15 protein-coding genes are annotated in these 21,469 nt (G+C 52.9%); 9 read left to right on the top strand and 6 right to left on the bottom strand.

Going from position 1 to position 21,469, the window contains the following annotated elements:
• The first annotated feature begins 85 nt into the window (after positions 1 to 85).
• From INP79_RS10185 to INP79_RS10170, 4 genes are all read left to right on the top strand, one after another.
• Positions 86 to 2,821, top strand: a complete 2,736-nt coding sequence (locus INP79_RS10185; protein WP_194754173.1) for a PD-(D/E)XK nuclease family protein — start codon at positions 86 to 88, stop codon at positions 2,819 to 2,821.
• Positions 2,818 to 6,192 carry an exodeoxyribonuclease V subunit beta gene (locus INP79_RS10180; protein WP_194754172.1) on the top strand — a complete coding sequence of 1,125 codons (3,375 nt, stop codon included), beginning with the start codon at positions 2,818 to 2,820 and terminating at the stop codon, positions 6,190 to 6,192. The genes INP79_RS10185 and INP79_RS10180 overlap by 4 nt, the downstream gene beginning before the upstream one ends.
• A gap of 6 nt (positions 6,193 to 6,198) precedes the next feature.
• Positions 6,199 to 6,861, top strand: a complete 663-nt coding sequence (locus tag INP79_RS10175) for an NAD(P)H-dependent oxidoreductase (protein ID WP_228519856.1) — start codon at positions 6,199 to 6,201, stop codon at positions 6,859 to 6,861.
• A 157-nt stretch (positions 6,862 to 7,018) separates the two neighbouring features.
• Complete coding sequence (locus INP79_RS10170; protein ID WP_194754586.1) at positions 7,019 to 7,216, top strand: hypothetical protein; 198 nt, start codon at positions 7,019 to 7,021, stop codon at positions 7,214 to 7,216.
• A 95-nt stretch (positions 7,217 to 7,311) separates the two neighbouring features.
• Here the strand turns inward: INP79_RS10170 and INP79_RS10165 are convergent, their stop codons facing one another.
• Together INP79_RS10165 and mfd are read right to left on the bottom strand one after the other, a co-directional pair.
• Positions 7,312 to 7,929 carry a DedA family protein gene (locus INP79_RS10165; RefSeq protein WP_194754171.1) on the bottom strand — a complete coding sequence of 206 codons (618 nt, stop codon included), beginning with the start codon at positions 7,927 to 7,929 and terminating at the stop codon, positions 7,312 to 7,314.
• Entirely contained in the window at positions 7,929 to 11,321 is a 3,393-nt protein-coding gene (gene mfd, locus INP79_RS10160; protein ID WP_194754170.1) for a transcription-repair coupling factor, read from the bottom strand. The genes INP79_RS10165 and mfd overlap by 1 nt, the downstream gene beginning before the upstream one ends.
• A gap of 151 nt (positions 11,322 to 11,472) precedes the next feature.
• Between mfd and rpiA the strand changes: the two genes are divergently transcribed.
• Complete coding sequence (gene rpiA / locus INP79_RS10155) at positions 11,473 to 12,147, top strand: ribose-5-phosphate isomerase RpiA (protein WP_194754169.1); 675 nt, start codon at positions 11,473 to 11,475, stop codon at positions 12,145 to 12,147.
• A gap of 16 nt (positions 12,148 to 12,163) precedes the next feature.
• The gene (gene mltF, locus INP79_RS10150; RefSeq protein ID WP_194754168.1) at positions 12,164 to 13,633 is read left to right on the top strand and encodes a membrane-bound lytic murein transglycosylase MltF; all 1,470 of its coding nucleotides are present in this window, start codon (positions 12,164 to 12,166) and stop codon (positions 13,631 to 13,633) included.
• Between the two features lie 18 nt (positions 13,634 to 13,651).
• Here mltF and serS read toward each other — a convergent pair whose 3' ends face one another.
• Genes serS through INP79_RS10130 form a run of 4 tightly spaced genes read right to left on the bottom strand, consistent with a single transcriptional unit; the run spans position 13,652 to position 19,203 of the window.
• The gene (gene serS / locus INP79_RS10145; RefSeq protein ID WP_194754167.1) at positions 13,652 to 14,926 is read right to left on the bottom strand and encodes a serine--tRNA ligase; all 1,275 of its coding nucleotides are present in this window, start codon (positions 14,924 to 14,926) and stop codon (positions 13,652 to 13,654) included.
• Positions 14,926 to 16,251 (bottom strand): replication-associated recombination protein A, encoded by a 1,326-nt coding sequence (locus tag INP79_RS10140; RefSeq protein ID WP_194754166.1) that lies wholly within the window; start codon positions 16,249 to 16,251, stop codon positions 14,926 to 14,928. The genes serS and INP79_RS10140 overlap by 1 nt, the downstream gene beginning before the upstream one ends.
• A 23-nt stretch (positions 16,252 to 16,274) precedes the next feature.
• Complete coding sequence (gene lolA, locus INP79_RS10135) at positions 16,275 to 16,898, bottom strand: outer membrane lipoprotein chaperone LolA (RefSeq protein ID WP_194754165.1); 624 nt, start codon at positions 16,896 to 16,898, stop codon at positions 16,275 to 16,277.
• Positions 16,891 to 19,203 (bottom strand): DNA translocase FtsK, encoded by a 2,313-nt coding sequence (locus INP79_RS10130; protein ID WP_194754164.1) that lies wholly within the window; start codon positions 19,201 to 19,203, stop codon positions 16,891 to 16,893. Before INP79_RS10130 ends, lolA begins: the two co-directional genes overlap by 8 nt.
• A 110-nt stretch (positions 19,204 to 19,313) precedes the next feature.
• On the opposite strand from INP79_RS10130, the gene INP79_RS10125 reads away from it, so the two are divergent.
• From INP79_RS10125 to INP79_RS10115, 3 genes are all read left to right on the top strand, one after another.
• Positions 19,314 to 19,775, top strand: a complete 462-nt coding sequence (locus tag INP79_RS10125; protein ID WP_018986535.1) for a Dps family protein — start codon at positions 19,314 to 19,316, stop codon at positions 19,773 to 19,775.
• A 91-nt stretch (positions 19,776 to 19,866) separates the two neighbouring features.
• The gene (trxB, locus tag INP79_RS10120) at positions 19,867 to 20,817 is read left to right on the top strand and encodes a thioredoxin-disulfide reductase (RefSeq protein WP_194754163.1); all 951 of its coding nucleotides are present in this window, start codon (positions 19,867 to 19,869) and stop codon (positions 20,815 to 20,817) included.
• A 61-nt stretch (positions 20,818 to 20,878) separates the two neighbouring features.
• Positions 20,879 to 21,424: a Smr/MutS family protein gene (locus INP79_RS10115; protein WP_194754162.1), complete on the top strand. Its 546-nt coding sequence runs from the start codon at positions 20,879 to 20,881 to the stop codon at positions 21,422 to 21,424.
• The last annotated feature ends 45 nt before the right edge of the window (positions 21,425 to 21,469 follow it).

The raw sequence follows: 21,469 nt of genomic DNA, 5'->3' as shown, positions 1-21,469 counted from the left end.
ACTCCGCAAGTTTTTTATCGTTTGTTCATCGCATTATCTTATAAAATGTTGCGCTGAACATAATAATTCCTGCCGATATCTATTCATGACTCTTGCTGCCAATCCCGACACCGCACCTGTGGTTCTCTGCGCCTCAGCACGCCTGGCGCAAGGTATCCGGCAATGGCTGCAACAGACGTATCAGCAACAAGGCCATGTACAGTGGCAGGCACCGCAGGTGTTTCCGTTACAAGACTGGGTGAATCAACGCATAGAACACGCACTATTGTGCGGGCAAATTGATATCGCCCAGGCGCCACTGGGCATGTTATCTACCACGCAGGAAGCCTTGCTTTGGGAGCAGGCGATTCAGCATTGTTTACGCCAGCATGCGGCTATCGATTTATTTAACACCAACGGCCTGGCCAGCGCCGCCATGGAGGCCAACCGCTACCTGATTGAGTGGAATATCAGCCTGGACATGGACGATGCCAGCGAAGAGACGCGCCAGTTTTTGCAGTGGCGCCAGCAGTTTCAATCCTTATGCAAACAAAGTGGCTACCTGGAGGGCGTACGTTACCAGACCTGGCAACTGGAACAACTCCATCAGCACACTTTGACCTTACCTGCCAGCATACAACTGGCTGGTTTTGACCGCATCAACCCGCATGTACAAACCCTCTTAGAAACGCTGCAAGCGGCAGGCGTGCACATTAGCGCCTTTGATCACGGCATGACCGCACAACACACACAGCGCATGACGTTTGCCGAGGCCATGGACGAAATGCGCGCGGCAGTGCACTGGGCACAACAGCAGTTAAGCGCTAATCCGCAAGCCACACTGGCGATTGTCGTGCCCGAGCTGGATAGCCTGCGTGACACCTTGGCCAACCTGCTGGATGACACCTTTCACCCAGAAGCGCTGCACCCTGCTCAGGCCGAAACGCCGCGCTGTTACGAGTTTTCGCTGGGTCTGCCACTGAGCCGCTGGCCGCTGGTACAGTGCGCATTGCATGTATTACGGCTAGCCTTTCAGGCCAGCCCCATGCCACAAGCCGAACTGTCGGTGTTGCTGGCCGATATTTACTGGTCGCAAGCGCTGTATGAAGCGGATGCGCGCGCTGCACTCGATGCCGAGATGCGCCGCCAGTTACCGCTGCAAGTGAGCGCGCAGACCTTCGCCCGCTTTGTCTCGCGCAAGCAGCAGGATGAATACCCGATTTTGTGCCCGGCCCTGCATGCCGATTTAACGGCTTTGCTGACACAAGCCAAACAAACACCGCGCAAACAAGTCCCTTCCGCCTGGGTGGCCAGCTTTACTGCATTACTGGCAGCCACACATTGGCCTGGCGAACGCAGCTTGTCCAGCCACGAACACCAGTGCCAGACCAAGTTTAAAAGCGTACTGACACAACTGGCAGCACTGGATGCCTGGCTAGGGCCGGTAGATGCCATGAGTGCGCTGCACAGACTCTCGCAGTTATGCCAGGCACAAATTTTCCAGCCACAAACCGTGCGGCAGCCCAACATCACCGTCATGGGCATGCTGGAAGCCAGTGCACAACCACTCGATGGCGTGTGGGTGATGGGCATGAACGACCATGTCTGCCCACCATTATCGCGCACCAATGCGCTGATCCCGGCTGAATTGCAGCGGCAGGCAGGCACCCCCAATGCGAGTAGCGAAGTGCAAATGGCCTTTGCCAGCCAGATTCACCAACGCCTGCTGCGCTCGGCCAAACAAGTCATTTTTTCATCGGCCCGGCAAGAGGGCGATCGTTTGTTGCGCATGAGCCCGCTGATACAAGCGATCCCAGAAGCCACCGAAACGGCAGGTGCCGCGACGCTGGCCGAAACCTTGGCGCGCAACAGCACGCAAGACTGGCAATGGCTGGATGACCACCAGGCACCACCTATACAGGAAGGTGAACATATTAGCGGCGGCACGGGTTTGCTACGTGCGCAAGCGCTGTGCCCGGCTTGGGCGTTTTACCAATACCGCCTCAAAGCGCGCAAACTGGACACGCCACACAATGGCTTGGACGCCATGCAGCGCGGTGACCTCATCCACCGCGTGCTGGCAGCTTTTTGGTCGCAGCAAACGACGCTGGATTGGCAAACGGTAGATGCCGACCACTTAAAAACCCAGCTAGACCAGATTGCCGCAGAGGTCATCACTGCCTTTAATAGCGAATTTGCCCAACCCTTCTCTGCCGTGTTTTGCCAACTGGAGGCAGAGCGTCTGAGCAAACTGGCACTGACCTGGTTATGGGAAGTGGAACGCGAACGTCCGCAAGCATTCGCCGTCACCTCGGTCGAACAAGTCTTCAAACCACTCATTGAAGGCATACAGGTCAAACTGGTGATAGACCGCGTCGATACACTGGCCGATGGCCGACTGGTGGTGGTGGATTACAAAACCGGCAGCATGCCTGACTTTAAAAACTGGGCGTCAGACAAAATCAGTGAACCGCAATTACCGATTTACGCCGCTTTTCTGCTACAGGATGCCGACATTGCAGCAGTGTGCTTTGGCAAGCTGCGCCTGACTGATGGCGGCTTCGCTGGCGTCGCCGCTGAAGATGACATCGTGCCTGGCATCAAAGCCTTTAACCACGAGAAAAACAAATTGTTTGACCCTGAGCAGTTCCCCGACTGGCGATCGGTACTCACACATTGGCACACACAAATCACGCGCACCGCCCTAGCACTTAAGGCCGGTGAAGCCGCCGTGGTGTTTGAGGCTGAACAAGACCTCGGTTATTGCGATGTACTGCCCTTGTTGCGCCTGCCCGAACGGCAATTGCAGTTTGAGCAGCTTCAGGCCGGAGGGGCAGTATGAAAATGACTGAGACTGACTTCCAGCAAGCCTTGGCGCTGGATGCTGCCAACCGCGAACGTGCGCTGGCTGTGGAGTCGTTTATTGTCGAAGCCCCGGCGGGTGCCGGTAAAACCGAGCTGCTGACGCAGCGCTTTCTCAAGCTGCTGCAAACCGTGCAGGCGCCCGAAGAGATTATCGCCATCACCTTTACCAATAAAGCCGCATCGGAAATGCGGGCGCGGATTCTCGATAGCTTATTGCTGGCAGACACGGGCGTGCCGCCAGAGGCGCCGCACAAACAAATCACTTATGCCTTAGGCCAACAGGCCTTGCGACGCTCGGCGGAACTGCAATGGCACTTGCTCGCCAGCCCGGCGCGGCTGCGTATTTACACCATTGACTCACTATGCGCCAACCTGGCGCGGCAAATGCCTTTACTGAGCCGATTTGGCACACAACCCGCCGTGACTGAAGATGCCTGGGCCTATTACCGTGAAGCGGCTGGCATGGCATTGCAAACAATGGATGACGAGCGCCTGGGCGAACCTGTGCGCCGCGTGCTGCGCTATATGGATAATGACCAGGCCAGGCTGGAAAGCCTGCTGATATCGATGCTGGCCAAGCGTGAACAATGGCTGCACTTAAGCCAGGCCAAAGACCATGAGCAAGCACAAGACGCATTGGTTTACCTGATAGAATCTGAATTGCAGGCAGTACTGACAGCACTCCCTGCCCGCCTGCAACAATCTCTGATGCCTATTGCGCGCTACGCCGCCAGCCAGTTGCCAGCTGAGCATGCGCTATCCGCTTTGCTGGACTGGCAAACGCCATTGACTGCCAACATAGAAAATTTACCAGACTGGCGTGCGCTGACCGAGCTGCTGCTCACCAGTAGCGGCGGTTTGCGCAAGCGGCTGGATAAAAACATGGGCTTAGCCGCCACCGACGAGGCTAAGCCCTATAAAGAAGCGCTGACCGAGATACTGGCGGGCCTCGCCCAACACGCTGACAGCGAGCGTAGCCTGGCACGCATCCGCCTGTTGCCGGATGCAAACGGCGAAGACGATGCCATGATCCAGGCGCTGAGCCAGTTACTCAATATTGCCGCCGCACAGCTATGGTTATGCTTTCAAGCGCAAAATGAAGTGGATTTCGTCGAAATCTCCCAACGCGCGTTTCAGGCGCTGCAAGAAGGCGATGAAGCCACCGAACTGGCCATGCGACTGGATTACCGCATCCAACATTTGCTGGTCGATGAATTTCAGGATACCAGCCCGATGCAGATTGACCTGCTTAAGGCACTGACACGCGGCTGGCAACCGGGCGATGGCCGTACGCTGTTTGCTGTCGGCGACCCCATGCAGTCAATTTACCGTTTCCGCAAAGCCAATGTCGGCCTGTTTCTCAATGCCGCCCTGCACGGCATAGGCGATATTGCGCTGACACCACTCAAGCTGTGGCGTAACAACCGCTCCCGCCCGCCGGTGGTGGACTGGATCAACCAGACCTTTCAAGGCATGCTGCCTGCAAGCGATGCGCCACAGCAAGGCGCGATTGCTTACCGGCCATTTGTCGCCACACGGGCCGAGGCCACGGGCGCAGGCGTATTTGTGCACCCCTTGATCACGCCAGTGAATAGCGAAGACGAAGAACCGGCCGATATCCGTCACCTCGAAGCTGAGCAGATTATCCGCATCATCCAGCAAACACGCGCCGACAACCCTGACGCGACCATCGCCGTGCTGGTGCGGGCGCGCAAACACTTGCATGCCCTAGTGACAGAAATGCGCCGCAATCATGCCGAGCTGAGTTTTCAGGCCGTTGAGATTGAAGAGTTGGCGAATCGGCAGATTGTGCAAGACTTGCTCACGCTCACGCATGCGCTGCATCAACGCGCTGACCGCGTGCACTGGCTGGCACTGCTGCGCGCACCCTGGTGCGGCCTGACGCTGGCCGATATGCATGCGCTCATCGGCCAGGATGGCCAGCGCAGCGTGCTTAGCTTATTGAGCGACGACCACATTCTCGCCCGTTTAAGTGCCGACGGCCAAACCCGGGCCCGCCATGTGCGCGAGGTGATGCAAAGCGCCTTGCAGTGGCGTGGCCGCACCACGGTCAGCCGCTGGGTGCACAACACCTGGCTGCGGCTGGGCGGCGCCAATTGTCTGTGGAATGAAAGCGACGTGCAGGACGTACAGGCTTTTTTTGCGCGTATCGCCGCACTGGAGCAACACGGCCAGTTTAACCCGCAAGCGCTGGCCGACGATGTACAAAAGCTCTACGCCGCGCCCGACGCTAAAGCGGACGCCAGCTTGCAGTTTATGACCATCCATAAATCCAAAGGCTTGGAGTTTGACACGGTCATCTTGCCAGGCCTGGATGGTAGCAATCCGCCTGATGATGCCAAGCTGGTGATTTGGGAAGAGGTTCCTATGGAAGACGGCCATACTGAACTGGTTGCCGCCCCGTTTGTGCCCACCGCACTCAAACGCCAGCAAGCGACGATCACTACGTATGACTACCTAAACGACCTGGACAAAACCCGCGCTGCCTACGAAGACGCCCGCGTGCTCTATGTCGCAGCCACGCGTGCCGAACGTCAACTGCATTTACTGGGCGCCGCCAAGCCGGACAAAAGTGGCGAACCGCAAGCACGTAAAAACAGTTTTCTGCATTTGTTATGGCCCGCAGTGCAGCAGTGGTTTAGCAGCGAACACGATATTGTCAGCCGCTACCCCAGTGCAAAACAAGAAGCGGATATCCGGCAGTTTGTGCCCAAGCTCATTCGTTTACGCGAAGCCAGCACTCCTGCCCTCTTGCAAACGACACACCACGAAACGCACACGGGTTATCAGGCCTCAACAGAAAACGATAGCGCCCACCGGCTGGAAGCCGATATTGGCACCCTCGCCCATTTGTACTTGCAACTCATCGCCGAGCAAGGCTTGGCCGCCTGGCAGACGCATGAAAAAAACGCATTCTTATCGCTGCAACACCCCATGCAACGCTGGTTTAAACAGCAAGGCTACAGTGATAGCGAAGCCAGCCTGGGCGCCAGCCACGTCGCTCAATTATTAACCACCACCGTGCAGTCCGAAGATGGCCGCTGGGTGTTACAGCCGCATACACAAGCGGCCTCGGAGTTGGCGATTGAGCAACTCAGCGCAGGTAAAAAGGTCATAGACCGGACGTTTGTCGCCGATGGCGTACGCTGGATTGTCGACTATAAATCCATGCCAGTATCAGCCAAGGATGATCTCACCGTATTAGCCAGCATATTCAAATTGCAATTGGCTGACTATGCGCAGTTATTCCAGGCAGAAGGCCTGCCGGTTAAAACAGCTATTTTGTTCTTAAGTGCAGGCAAGTTAGCGCCTGTCGATATCCATTAAGGAAACATGATGATAGAAAAACAAGCCATTTTAGACGCATTCAACTTCCGCCATGCCTGCAAAGAGTTTGACGCCAGCAAGCAGATTCCTGCCGAGGAATTTGAATTTATTCTGGAAGCCGCCCGCTTATCGCCGAGCTCTTTCGGCTTTGAGCCTTGGCACTTTATTGTCGTGCAAGACAAGGCGCTACGCGAAAGCCTCAAGCAACATGCCTGGGGCGCACCACTCAAACTGGATACAGCTAGCCATTTTGTACTTTGCCTGGCCATGAAATCACCATTTTTAGATCCCAAAGGCCCTTATTTGCCACAGTTTATGCGTGAGGTACAACATCACCCGCAAGAAGTGGCCGATATGCGCCTGGGCTTTTACACGCAGTTCCAGCAATCTGATTTTGACCTAAGTGACGAACGTAAACTGTTCGACTGGGCGGCCAAGCAATGTTATTTACCGCTGGCAAACATGATGACAGTCGCCGCCATGCGCGGCATCGATAGCTGCCCGATTGAAGGATTTAAGCAAAAAGAAACCGACGCACTACTGGCCGAACAGTTTGGTGTGAATCTGCAAGAGTATGGCCTCGCCTACATGGTGGCGTTTGGTTATCGCAAACACGAGCCGAGAGCGAAAACGCGTAGAGCCTTGTCGCAACTGGTCACCTGGAAGTAAGTTCGCGCTGTGACCGCGCAAATACCAACCTAGAGGACGCCGCTCACCTGGACACAACATTTAAATGGTTAAATCATTGGCCTTAAAGAGCTATTTAAATGACTTGCCTACCTTTGATACAGTCTGATTTCAATATAAAAAATCAGTGGGGTAATGGATGAAATCGGTATTAGCTCTGGTATTCGCTTACAGTGCACTTATGTTGGCGAGTATTGCCGCCAATGCAACTGTAGATAATGGGACCCTGGTGCGTGCCATTGGGCCTGCAGACCTCAGCCACAGCATGTTAAAGGTGATAGCCGTTGCGGATGATGATCAGGCTGACAGCTCAGAGGCAGAAACCATGCTCGCCTAAAAGCGGCAAGTGCTGCCATTGGTTGATGTTATAGATTAGACAGTTCAAATAAAAAGGCCGCATAACGGCCTTTTTATTTTTTTGAAGCCGACTGATTACTCAGCCTCATTTTTAAAATGCCTGCGCACATACCAGACCACGAATACCAGGCCCAATGCGGCAATCACATAATGCGACTCATGGAAGTACACTTTTAAATCCTCCCAATGCTCGCCTGCCTTCATGCCCACATAGCCAAGTACAAAGCACCAAATCAAAGAACCAACAAAGGTATATGCCACAAAGCGCGTCATATTCATGCGCGCCACACCGGCGGGGAATGCAATAAAGGTACGCACTGCAGGCAATAAGCGGGCAATAAAAATGATAATCTCGCCATGCTGCGCAAACCAGCGGTCAGCCATATCGAGGTCTTTTTTGCTGATCAGCACATATTTACCAAACTTCTCGACCAACGGACGACCACCATACATGCCCAGATAATAAGCCGGGATAGAGCCCACCACACAGCCAATTGCTCCAGCCAGCGCAATCCCCCACAAAGTCATTTCGCCTTTCGTCACCAAAAATCCGGCAAACGGCATGATGATTTCGGAAGGTAATGGAATACAGGCAGACTCAATCGCCATTAGTAATACGATACCGCCATAACCCATGGTGGAGATGACAGTAATGATCCAGGTGGCCACCGCAGCTAATAGTTTTTCCAACATTACATAAATTCCTTCAATAAAGTTTTGACTAATTCTACACGGTGATTGAGGTTACCCAATTGAACACTCACACGTAATTTATCGGGCCCATTCATGCGGCAGCGTTTGTCACGTTGCAGCAAGCTGATCAGCTTCATCGGATCCAGGTCAGCCTTGACATTAAACTGTAACTGGATGGCTGCATCTGAAGCATCAATCTTGATAATCCCCAATGGCTTGGCGGCGATACGCAGGCGGTGGCAGGCGATTAATGCTTCACCAGGCTCTGGCAGCAGCCCAAAACGGTCTATGAGCTCTTCCTGCATGGCGTCAAGTGCGTCGTCGTCTTCGCAGTTAGCCAAGCGTTTATAAATGACCAGGCGCTCGTGTACATCCGGGCAGTAGTTATTTGGCAACAGGGCTGGCGTATGCAGGTTGATTTCTGTCGTCACGCCGAGCGGCGCATCTAGGTCAGGTTCTTTACCAGCTTTGAGCTGTTTCACGGCATGATTGAGCATATCCGAATACAGGTTAAAGCCAATCTCTTGCATCTCACCGCTTTGGCTATCACCCAGCAGCTCCCCTGCCCCGCGAATTTCAAGGTCATGCATCGCCAGGTGGAAACCAGCCCCTAGGTCTTCCAGCAACTGGATCGCATCCAGGCGCTTTTGCGCTTGTGGCGTAATATTGCGGTCCGGGTCGGTCAGTAAATAGGTATATGCCTGATGGTGACTACGGCCCACACGGCCACGTAGCTGGTGCAATTGCGCCAAGCCGAACATATCAGCTTTGTTGATAATCATGGTGTTGGCGGTGGGTACGTCAATCCCGGTTTCAACAATGGTGGTACATAGCAGCAGGTTGGCGCGCTGCTGGTAAAAATCGCGCATAACATGTTCCAGTTCGCGCTCACGCAACTGGCCGTGACCAATCACGATACGGGCTTCAGGTACGATTTTCTCCAGTTTTTCCTTCATCACGTAGATAGTATCCACCTCGTTATGCAGGAAATACACCTGGCCACCACGCTTGAACTCACGCATGACTGCTTCGCGGATAATGCCGTCGGAATATGGCGTGTGGAAAGTTTTAATCGCCAGGCGTTTTTGCGGTGGTGTCGAAATCACCGAAAATTCACGCAAACCTTCCATCGCCATGCTCAGGGTACGCGGAATCGGTGTGGCGGTCAGCGTCAGCACATCAACTTCGGCGCGTAGCGCTTTCATCTGTTCTTTCTGGCGCACGCCAAAACGGTGCTCTTCATCTAAAATCGCCAGGCCCAGGTTCTTGAACTGCACGTCTTTCTGGATCAAGCGGTGGGTACCGATGATGATATCAATACTGCCATCAGCCAGGCCTTTGAGGGCTTCAGCTTGCTCTTTGGCAGTACGGAAACGTGAGATTTCAGCAATCTTGATCGGCCATTCGGCAAAGCGGTCACAGAAGTTCTGGTAATGCTGCTCTGCCAGCAAGGTGGTTGGCACTAGCACGGCCACCTGGCGGCCGCCCATGACGGCCACAAAAGCAGCACGCAATGCGACCTCAGTTTTACCAAAACCAACATCGCCACACACCAGCCTATCCATCGGGCGGCCAGACTGCATATCTTTGATGACATTTTCAATGGCTTCCAGCTGGTCTGGGGTTTCTTCAAACGGGAAGCCCTCACAGAACGCTTCGTAATCATGCAAACTGAGCGTAAATGCATGACCACGACGCGAAGCACGCTGGGCATACAAGTTCAGTAACTCTGCCGCCGTATCGCGAATCTGCTTGAGGGCTTTTTTCTTGGCTTTATCCCACTGGCCGCTACCCAAGCGATGCAATGGCGCGCTCTCTGGCGGGCCGCCAGAATAACGTGAAATCAGGAACAGTTGCGACACTGGCACATACAGCTTGTCATCGCCAAAATACTCAATCAGCAATAACTCGGTTTCGCCTTCGCCAAAGTCGATATTAACCAGGCCTTTGTAGCGCCCTACCCCGTGCTGCTCATGCACCACTGGGTCATCCAGCCGTAGCTCAGACAAGTCCTTAAGCATGCCTTCGGCATTACGCGCTTTTTCCTGGTTACGGCGGCGTTGTTGTCGCACAGTACTAGCATATAACTCAGCCTCGGTAATCACCGCCAGTTCGCCATCCACCAGGCCTTGATGCAGTGGTGCAACGCCCAGCATGACCTGAAAGGTGGACTGCGCAAAGCCAGCCCAGTCCTCAGTGAGGGAGAAAGTTAAACCATGCTCAGTAAATAGCTGCGCAATGGTTTCGCGCCTGCCCAGGCTCTCGGCAGCAATCAGTACACGCCCGTCAAACTGGCCAATAAAAGCCTGCAGTTTATGTAAAGGCTGTTCTGCGCGGCGGTCTACGTCGACAGCTGGCAGTAATTTCTGGAGATCAAACTGATGATTAACCAACGCAAAGTCATGCGTTTGCCTGAAAAACTCATCGGCTTTTTGCAGCAGACTTTCTGGCCGCATGATAGGTTTTTCGGGGTCGTATGCCATGAGCTTGTAGCGGCTATTGGCATCGGCCCAAAAGGTTTGGGCGGCTTTATCGAGGTCACCATGCAGGCACAACACAGTTTGTGCGGGCAGGTAATCGAACAAGGTAGCCGTTTGTTCAAAGAACAAAGGCAGATACCACTCTACACCGCCGCTAGGTGTGCCTTTGCTGACGTCCTTATAGATTTTTGCACGTTGAGGATCGCCCTCAAAATACTCCCTGAACTGGCTGCGGAAACGTGTAATCGCCGCCTCATCCATCGGGAACTCGCGCGCAGGCAACATGCGGATTTCTGGCACGGGATAGACGCTGCGCTGGGTATCAATATCAAACGTGCGTATGGTCTCGATTTCGTCATCGAACAAATCGATGCGATAAGGAAATGCACTGCCCATAGGATACAAATCAACCAGACCGCCGCGTACGCTAAATTCGCCTGGCCCCATGACCTGGCTGACATGATGGTAACCTGCCTGAGCACACTGATTGCGTAAGGCGTCGACGTCCAGCTTCTGCCCTTTTTTGAGCATAAAAGTATGCGCCGCCAAATAAGCGACCGGTGGCAGCCTGAGCAGCGCCGTCGCCATCGGCACAACCACGATATTGCTTTGATTCTGACTCAGTTGATAGAGCGTCGCCAGGCGTTCGGAGGTCAAGTCCGGGTGGGGCGAAAACACATCGTAAGGTAAGGTTTCCCAGTCTGGCAGCAAATGTACCTGAATATCTTTGCCAAAAAATGGAATCTCGTCCATCAGGCGTTGCGCTTCAAACGCACTCGCCGTCAGCACCACCAGCGGCGTATTTGTTGCTTTTAAACCACAGGCCAGTTCGGCCAATGCCCGGCTATCCAGGCCCTGACTTTGAAAAGAAAAACGCTGTGGATGCCCGATGACGGGGAGTGAAACTGCCATAAAAAATTAAAATCTTATTGCTCAGGTTAGACGAGTATTTCTTGGCGAATCTGCCGAGTTTGCTATTATAACTGCAAGCGTCCACAGACAGTGACTGAATGACACGCAAGACGCCCGAGCGAACCAGAGATACCAGCACGGAGAACAATATATGAACGACAAACAAGCCGTCGCGCTGGAAGCCGCCAGCTACGTTAAAAACGACATGATCGTAGGACTCGGCACAGGATCCACAGCCAATTACTTTATCGATGCACTGGCCGAACGCCAGCGCACTGAAAAATTACGCATCACCACCGTTGCCAGTTCCAATATCAGCATGATCAAGGCGCAATCCGCCGGACTCATCGTGCTGAGCTTATCCCAACTCAGCCAGATCGACCTGTATGTGGATGGTGCAGACGAAATCACACCAGACAATGCTTTACTCAAAGGCCGTGGCTACGACCTGGTGATGGAAAAACTGCTGGCCAAAGCGGCCAAACAGTTCATTGTAGTTGCAGATAAAAGCAAACTGGTCAGCCGCATAGGTGAAAATTTTGCCATCCCGATTGAGGTGATGCCGTTTGCCTGGCAAGCCGCCAAGCGCAGTCTGGAAGCCATTGGTGGCGTTGGTGAGTTACGCCAGAATGTGGCCAAAGACGGTTTATCTATCACCAGTTACGGCAGCCTGGTGCTCGACATGCGCTTTGACGCCAGCCTGGATGCTGACCGCTTGAATGCCTTGATTAACAATATCCCAGGCGTCGTTGAACACGGCATTTTTTCCAAACTGGCAAGCACCATCCTGATTGCAGACCAAGGGCAGATTGAGACACGCGTGTAAACGCCACTCAGGTCTTATGCAGTTCTGTTCAGGCAAGTCTGTGTGGTCAGTATGGTTAAAAACCATGCTGGTCGGGCTATGCGCAACCCTGCTCGCCTGTAGTGACAACAGTAGCCAAAAACACCTGGCGCCCCCCAAGCCCAAGCCAGATCCGTATACCATCCGCTTTGTCACCATCAACAGTCCTAGCACTTACTTTATCGACAGCCAGAATAATTATGCCGGCCTGGAGTATGATCTGGCCAAACGCTTTGTCGAGTTTCTAGGCCCTCCCTACAAACTCGAATTCATTGTTGTCGACAGTTTTGCCAAAGTGTTCCCAACACTACTGAGGGGCGATGCTGACATTGCCGCGGCTGATATCAGCATCACACCTGCACGCAAACGCCAGGCACTGTTTGGCCCAGCATTTAACCAAGTGCAGGCCATGGTGGTGTATAACCGTGACAAGAATAGTGAGCCCAATAACGCCGATGCCTTATTTGAAAAACGCATTGTGCTGCCAAAAAGCACCAGTTTCGTTGAGCGCATGCGTGAGTTGCAATCAAAAGCCCCCGCCCTGACCTGGAAAGAAACCGACAAACTCAGCTCGGAGCAACTGATCGAAGCCGTAGCTCGTAACGAGATCGACTTTACGGTAGCAGACAATCATCTCATCGCCATCATGCAATACAATTACCCGCAACTGGATGCAGGCATGATGCTGGGCCAGGCCGATAAAATTGGCTGGGCGCTCAACAAGCTACATGGTGAAGAACGACTCAAACAAGTACAGGCCTTTTTCAAGAAAATCGAAAAAGATGGCACCCTGCGTAACCTGCTGGACCGTTACCATGGCCACACCAAACGCTTGAAACCTGTAGATGTCACCACGTTTTTAAGTAAATCACAAACCCTGCTGCCCAAGTATGTACGTTTATTTAAAGGCGCACAGGAAATCACCGACATAGACTGGCGCCTGCTGGCGGCATTAAGCTACCAGGAGTCACACTGGGACAATTACAGCACCTCGCCAACCAATGTACGTGGCCTGATGATGCTCACCGAACAAACCTCCAACATGATGAATGTCACTGACCGGCTCGACCCCAAACAAAGCGTGATGGCGGGCGCCAAATTCCTACTGTGGATGAAAGACCGTATTCCCGCCCGTATCCCCGAACCAGACCGCACCTTTATGACACTGGCCGCCTACAACAATGGCGTTGGCCACCTCGAAGATGCCCGGATTATCGCGCAAAAACTGGGCTTGAACCCCGACAGCTGGGCCGACGTAAAGCGTGGCTATCAACTGCTGAATGACCCGGCCTATTACGCCAACGCCAGACATGGTTACTGTAGCTGTGGTGCACCTGTGATTTACACCGAGCTGGTGAGAAGTTACTACCAGATCATGCAGAAATACTTCCCGATTTACGATCCGGGCGTAGACCCATACAAGATTGCAGACATAAAAATGCCCTGGCTGTTAGCCAAGGCATCTTAATGACTCTGTAAGAATGGATTAGACAGTCAGTGCTGTTTTACCGCCCATATAAGGCTGTAAGGCCTTAGGAATTGTCACGCTGCCATCAGCATTCTGGTTATTCTCCAGCACGGCCACCAGCGTACGGCCCACGGCTAAACCAGAACCATTTAAGGTATGCAATAACTCAGGCTTACCATTGGCATTACGGAATCGGGCCTGTAACCGACGCGCTTGGAATGCTTCACAATTAGACACTGAAGAAATTTCACGGTAGGTATTCTGCGCTGGCAACCAGACTTCGAGATCGTAGGTTTTGGCCGCGCCAAAACCCATATCGCCAGTACATAATGAGACGACGCGATAAGGCAATTCCAAGGCCTGCAAGATGGCTTCTGCATGGCCGACCATTTCCTCTAGCGCCTGATAGCTGGTGTCAGGATGCACAATCTGCACCATTTCTACCTTATCAAACTGGTGCTGGCGGATCATGCCCTTGGTATCACGGCCATAAGACCCGGCCTCTGAGCGGAAGCAAGGCGTATGTGCGGTTAATTTAATCGGCAAACTGTCCGCCGCTACAATCTCGTCGCGCACGGTATTGGTCAGTGTCACTTCAGAAGTGGGGATCAGGTACAGCTTGCTGTCATTATGCGGCGTCGCAAACAGGTCTTCTTCAAACTTGGGCAATTGACCAGTGCCGACCAAAGTTTCGCGGTTAACCATATAAGGCGTGTAGCACTCGGTGTAGCCATGCTTCTCGGTTTGCGTATCCAGCATAAACTGGGCAATGGCACGGTGCAATTTGGCAATCTGCCCTTTCATCAGCGTAAAGCGCGCACCTGACAATTTGGCACCAGTATCAAAATCCAGGCCCAGTGGCGCACCGACGTCAGCGTGGTCTTTGACTTCAAAGTCAAAGCTACGTGGTGTGCCCCAACGACGTGCTTCCACGTTCTGGCTTTCATCCTGGCCAACCGGCACGCTTTCGTGTGGCAAGTTAGGCACATTGAGCATCAGCGCCTGCATGCTGGCTTGAATATCATTCAACTGCGCTTCTGCTGCTTTCAACTCATCGCCCAAGCCCGCCACTTCAGCCAGAATGGCACTGGCGTCTTCGCCTTTAGACTTAGCAATGCCGATTTGTTTGGACGCTGCATTACGCTTGGCTTGCAGGTTTTCGGTGTTGGTCTGGATGATTTTACGCTGTGCTTCCAGTGCCTTGAACTCTTCGGCAGGGAACACAAACTTACGTGCTGCCAGACGGGCAACGACATTGTCCAAATCGTTTCTAAGCTGTTGAATATCTAACATTATTTTTTCGCTTTGCTATATAAGTATTGCTGATCAAGGTCTTTGAGGTGATTTAATTTTTCGCCTATTTTACCTTCCAATCCGCGTGGCGTGGGTTGGTAAAAAGGTTGTGGTTCTAAATCATCTGGAAAATATTGTTCGCCCGCGGCATAGGCGCCAGGCTCATTATGCGCATAACGATACTCTTTACCGTAATCGAGCGCTTTCATCAGTTTGGTTGGCGCGTTCCTGAGATGTAGCGGCACCGCGCGCGACTTGTCTTGCGCAACAAACGCTTTGGCTTGATTGTAGGCCATATAGCCAGCATTACTTTTGGCCGCCACGGCCAGGTAAATCACCGCTTGCGCGATGGCCAACTCGCCTTCCGGGCTGCCAAGGCGTTCAAATGTCAGTGCTGCATCGTTGGCAATCTGCATGGCACGCGGATCAGCTAAACCAATATCTTCCCAGGCCATGCGGATAATTCTGCGCGCAAGATACAACGGGTCTGCGCCGCCATCCAGCATGCGCATGAGCCAATATAACGCTGCATCCGGGTTCGATCCACGCACGGATTTGTGCAAGGCAGAAATCTGGTCGTAAAAAGCTTCGCCACCTTTGTCGAAACGGCGCATTTTGCTGGCCATGGTCGACTGTAAAAACGATTCATCAATCTCACTCACCTTGGCAGCCACGGCCCCGTTAAACAAGCCTTCGGCAAAGTTGAGCAAACGTCTGGCATCGCCATCAGCATAGGCCAGCACCTGTTCGGTGACAGATTCGGTCAATTGCACGTGGGGGGCCACTTTAAGCCGTGCGCGCTCTAACAGCTCGGCCAATTCTTCCTCAGTCAATGCATTGAGCACAAATACCTGGGCGCGACTCAGCAAGGCGCTATTCACTTCAAAAGAAGGGTTTTCAGTCGTGGCTCCAATAAAGGTAATCAGCCCGCTTTCAACAAACGGTAGAAAAGCATCCTGCTGGCCTTTGTTAAAGCGGTGCACTTCATCGACAAACAAAATGGTATTGCGGCCAGTTTGCTGCAAGGTCATCTCAGCCCGTTCAACGGCCTCACGGATATCTTTAATGCCAGACAACACGGCGGACAAAGGCACAAACTCAGCATCAGCGGTTTGTGCAATCAGGCGTGCCAAGGTGGTTTTACCCACGCCCGGCGGGCCCCATAAAATCATGGAGGGCAGTTTGCCGGACTCGAAGGCGCGGCGCAGTGGTTTGCTTTCACCCAGCAAATGGGTTTGGCCAACCACTTCATCCAGCGTTTTTGGCCGTAATTGCTCGGCCAGCGGCACGGAGGAAGGGGTTTGTGGTTCAAACAGGGAGGACATGGTTGCTGTTGATGCGCAAGCGATTATTCGCCAACGACATCCACCCCTTTGGGAATCGAGAACAAGAACTGATTGGTGTTGAGGCTGGGATTCACTTCAACATTCGAAAAAACAATATGCGTGCTTTGACCAAACGCATCTACCAGGCGCATTTCGGCCAGTTTGCTATGGTCAAACGAAATAATTACCACCTGGAAGCCGCTGTCTTTTTGCTTGGGCTTGGCTTGTACGCGCTGCATGCCTTCAAAATCCAGCAACCGGGTCAGGCGAAAACTTTCTTCGACATTTGGCCCACCCGCCAGCAATGCGGCAGGACTGGTGCCCAACACTTTATCCACCGTGCGTACGGTCACTTGTTGCAAGTCGATATCAAACAGAAATACCTGGCGGCCATCGCTGATGATCTGCTGCTCATACGGTTTCTGATAGTCCCAACGGAATTTATTAGGCCGCTGTAACAACATGGTGCCGTTGACCTCTTGCAGCTTGCGCCCTTTTTGGTCAAACACGGTTTGCTTGAAATTGGCACGCATAGCCTGTGTGCTTTGATAAAACTGCTTCAAATCGTCCACACCATCGGCCAAGGCAGCGGTCATGACACTCCAACTGCACAATGCCAACAATGTTCTGGTGAATACTTTACTCATGGTCTCCTCCGGCCTTCACTAATACCTCACGGTTGCCATTGCTTTGCATGGCAGAGACCAGTCCGGCACGTTCCATATCCTCAATTAATCTGGCTGCACGGTTATAACCGATGCGCAGTTGACGTTGCACCGATGAAATCGACGCACGGCGTGTTTTTAACACAATCGCCACGGCTTCGTCATACAGAGGGTCTTTTTCACCACCAGCATCACTGCCACCAGGCAAGGCGTCAAGATCGCCGCCCTCAGTCTCATTGGTGAGAATACCTTCGATGTAGTTTGGTTCGCCCTGCGCCTTGAGGAAGTTAACTACATTGTGCACTTCACCATCGCTGACGAACGCACCGTGGATACGTTGCGGGTAACCGCTACCCGGTGGCAGATACAACATATCACCCTGCCCCAGCAAGGTTTCTGCGCCCATCTGGTCCAGAATCGTGCGTGAGTCAATTTTGCTGGATACCTGGAACGCAACACGCGTTGGCACGTTGGCTTTAATCAGGCCGGTAATCACATCCACCGAAGGACGTTGCGTGGCAAGCACCAGGTGGATACCAGACGCTCGCGCCTTCTGCGCCAGGCGTGCAATGAGCTCTTCTACCTTTTTGCCCACCACCATCATCAAGTCAGCCAATTCATCAATCATCACCACGATCAATGGCATTTCTTCCAATGGCTCTGGCTCATCCGGTGTTAAGCTGAAAGGATGCGGAATCGACACGCCCTGCTTTTTCGCTTCCTGGATTTTCTGGTTATAGCCTGCCAGATTACGCACACCCAGTGTGGACATGAGTTTGTAGCGACGTTCCATCTCGGCCACGCACCAGTTCAATGCGTTAGCCGCCTGGCGCATATCGGTCACCACAGGTGCCAGCAGATGCGGGATGCCTTCGTACACAGACAGTTCCAGCATTTTCGGGTCAATCAGAATCATGCGCACGCGGCTCGCTTCTGACTTATACAACAAGCTCAAAATCAGCGCGTTAATCGCCACCGACTTACCGGAACCGGTAGTACCTGCCACCAGCACATGTGGCATTTTCGCCAAGTCAGCCACAATGGGCTTACCGGCAATATCTTTACCCATGGCAATGGCCAACGGAGAATTCAAATCTGCATAGGCCTGGCTACCCATGATTTCAGACAGGGAGACAATCTGGCGTTTGGGGTTGGGGATTTCCAGGCCCATAAAACTCTTGCCTGGAATGGTTTCGACCACACGCACACTGATCACAGACAAGGCGCGCGCCAGATCTTTGGCCAGGTTGGTGATCTGGCTACCTTTAACACCAGGCGCAGGGTCCAGCTCATAACGCGTAATCACCGGCCCGGGCTGCGCGGTAACGACTTTGACTTCAATACCAAAGTCCATGAGTTTGCGCTCGATCAGGCGTGAGGTGAAATCCAGGGTTTCAGCAGATTGCAACTCAACCGACTGGTTAGGCACATCCAGTAAATGCAACGGCGGCAGGCCTTCCTGCTCGATGGCGGCAAATAACACTGCCTGCTTCTCTTTGACCACACGTTCGCTGGGTTCAATCACCACTTCCGGCACCGTAATTTCAACCGGCTTGCGGTCTTCAACCCGCTTGCGCTCGGCCTCAACAAACTCTTCGCGCGCCTGCAGTACCTGCTTACCGACTTTACGGTCTTGCCAGTCCTGGTATTTGAGCTGGCTCCACTGATAAAACTGGATCACCCACTCGCCCAATTGCTCGCTCATAGCAATCAGTGACCAGCTGGTAAACAGGCTGAAAGAGATGGCAAACAACACCAGCAACAGCATGGTAGAACCAGCAAAGCCAAACATATTGCGCAACAGATGATCAATACCGCTGCCAATCACGCCGCCTTGCTTGAGCGGAAAATCGGCTGGAAAACTGACCAGGTGACCGGACTCAAGCGCTGCTGACGCCAGTAGCATCAAGGCAAAACCGACACCATTCAACCACCAGTCATGTTTTTCAACCGGGTCCAGATGCAGGCGCTGGTACATCAGCCAGACCATGTAAAAAGCCAGCACCACAAACCACCATGAGGAGAAACCAAACAGGGAGAGGAAAATATCTGACACCCAGGCGCCCACAGTCCCACCCGCATTGTGGATGATGTCATGCTCGCCAATCGCATGTGTCCAACCTGGATCTTCATGCGAATAAGTCGCTAAAATCACAGCCAGAAACACGCCGAGTGCTGCCAGCGCAATCCACGACACCTCACGCAGCAACTTGGCATCACGTAGCTGTTTCTCCGTCGAAACTTTTTCCAGACGGACGTTAGCAACTTTTTTCTTATTAAAAAACAATATGTTGTCTCTTTCTCTGCAAGAGTGAACTTAAATGATTATAACAAAATCAAATTGCACACAGCCATTCTAGCTTTTAAAATACATTCCACGACAATAAGGAGACATCCATGGACATTGGTATCAATAACGAAGACCGTCACCAGATTGCTGACGGTTTATCAAAATTGCTGGCAGATACTTACACCCTGTATCTGAAAACGCACTACTTTCACTGGAACGTCACCGGGCCCATGTTCAACACCTTGCACCTGATGTTTGAAACCCAGTACACCGAGCTGGCACTGGCCGTAGACCTGGTGGCGGAGCGTATCCGCTCACTAGGTGTGTATGCCCCTGGCACTTACGCCCAGTTCTCCAAACTGACCTCGATTGATGAGACTGTGGATGTGCCCAAGGCAAATGACATGATCCGCGAACTGGTGGCGGGCCATGAAGCCGTCTGCCGTACGGCACGCAGCGTGTTCCCGGCGGCAGAAAAAGCCTCTGACGAAGCCACTTCTGACTTGCTGACCCAACGTTTGCAACTGCACGAGAAAACTGCCTGGATGCTGCGCAGCCTGCTGGAATAGTCTTCAACACTTTTCTTTTAAGGTGGGCATTTAAAAAAGAGTGCCCACCCCCATCTACATAAAAATAATTCACCCGACTGGAAATCTCATCATGGCAACAAAACATGCCCGTTTAATGATTCTTGGCTCAGGCCCTGCTGGTTATACCGCAGCGGTTTATGCTGCCCGTGCTAACCTCAACCCGGTGCTCATTACCGGCCTGGCCCAAGGTGGCCAGCTGATGACTACCACCGAGGTGGATAACTGGCCAGCCGATGCCAATGGCGTGATGGGCCCTGAACTGATGGCGCGCTTTCAACAGCATGCCGAGCGTTTTAATACCGAGATGATTTTTGACCATATCCACACCACGCATCTCAAAGAAAAACCTATCCGGTTGGTAGGTGATAACGGTGAATATACTTGTGATGCGCTAATTATCGCCACCGGTGCATCTGCCAAGTATTTAGGCCTGCCAAGTGAAGAAGCCTTTGCTGGTAAAGGCGTGTCTGCGTGTGCAACGTGCGATGGCTTCTTTTACCGCAACCAGGAAGTTGCCGTCATCGGCGGCGGCAATACGGCTGTGGAAGAAGCGCTGTATCTGGCCAATATTGCCAGCAAGGTCACGCTGGTTCATCGCCGCGATAAATTCAAGGCCGAAGCCATCCTGGTCGACAAACTGATGGACCGCGTCAAGGAAGGCAAGATCGCCCTGGAAACCTTCCATACATTGGATGAAGTATTGGGCGACAACACCGGTGTGACCGGCATGCGCCTGAAAGATGTCAACGCTGGCACGACCAAAGACATTGCGCTTAAAGGTGTGTTTATTGCGATTGGCCATCAGCCAAATACACAGATTTTTGAAGGCCAGCTAGAAATGGAAGGCGGTTATATTGTGACGCAAACCGGCCGTCAGGGTAATTTTACCGCCACCAATATTCCTGGTGTATTTGCTGCCGGTGACGTGCAAGACCATATCTACCGCCAGGCAGTGACCAGCGCTGGCACCGGTTGTATGGCGGCATTAGATGCCGAGCGTTATTTGACCAGCCTGGAGTAAATCCACAGGCGGGGCATGAAGAAGCGCACCCCGGTGCGCTTTTTTATTTTAAAATTGGCATATGTCACAAGAGTTACCGGACAACGATGAGGATGATATTTCACTGTTCCACGAAGCAGTGAAAGGCGCGCGCCCGGTGAAAACCAACCGCATTTCTCACGCGCCGAAAAAACCCAAGCCTATCCCACGTCAATTGATCAGGGACGAACAGCAGGCGCTGGTCGACTCACTCAGCGATCATTACATTCCAGCCCACGAACTCGAAAGCGGCGAAGAATTATTGTATTTGCGTGAAGGCCAATCCCCTATGGTGCTGAGCAAGCTGCGCCGTGGCCATTGGGTGGTACAAGCGCATATAGACCTGCACGGCCTGATCAGCGACGAAGCCCGTTTGTATGTTTCAGAGTTTATTGCCGACTGTAAAAAACGCGGCTTGCGCTGCGTGCGCATCGTGCATGGCAAAGGCCTGGGCTCCCGGAATAAGGAGCCGGTACTCAAACACAAATTACGTAACTGGCTGATGCAAAAAGATGAAGTGATTGCCTATGCGCAGGCACGCGCCACGGATGGCGGCAGCGGCGCAGTGATCGTGCTGCTTAAAGCATAATAAGCGTAATGCCATTCACTGGCATCGCGCTTATTCATCACACCT

The sequence above is a fragment of the Methylophilus sp. QUAN genome (assembly GCF_015354445.1).
In the GTDB taxonomy this organism is placed as follows: Bacteria; Pseudomonadota; Gammaproteobacteria; order Burkholderiales; family Methylophilaceae; genus Methylophilus.
Note: the sequence above shows the minus strand (reverse complement) of the source record. Positions and strands in the feature narration are given on the sequence as shown.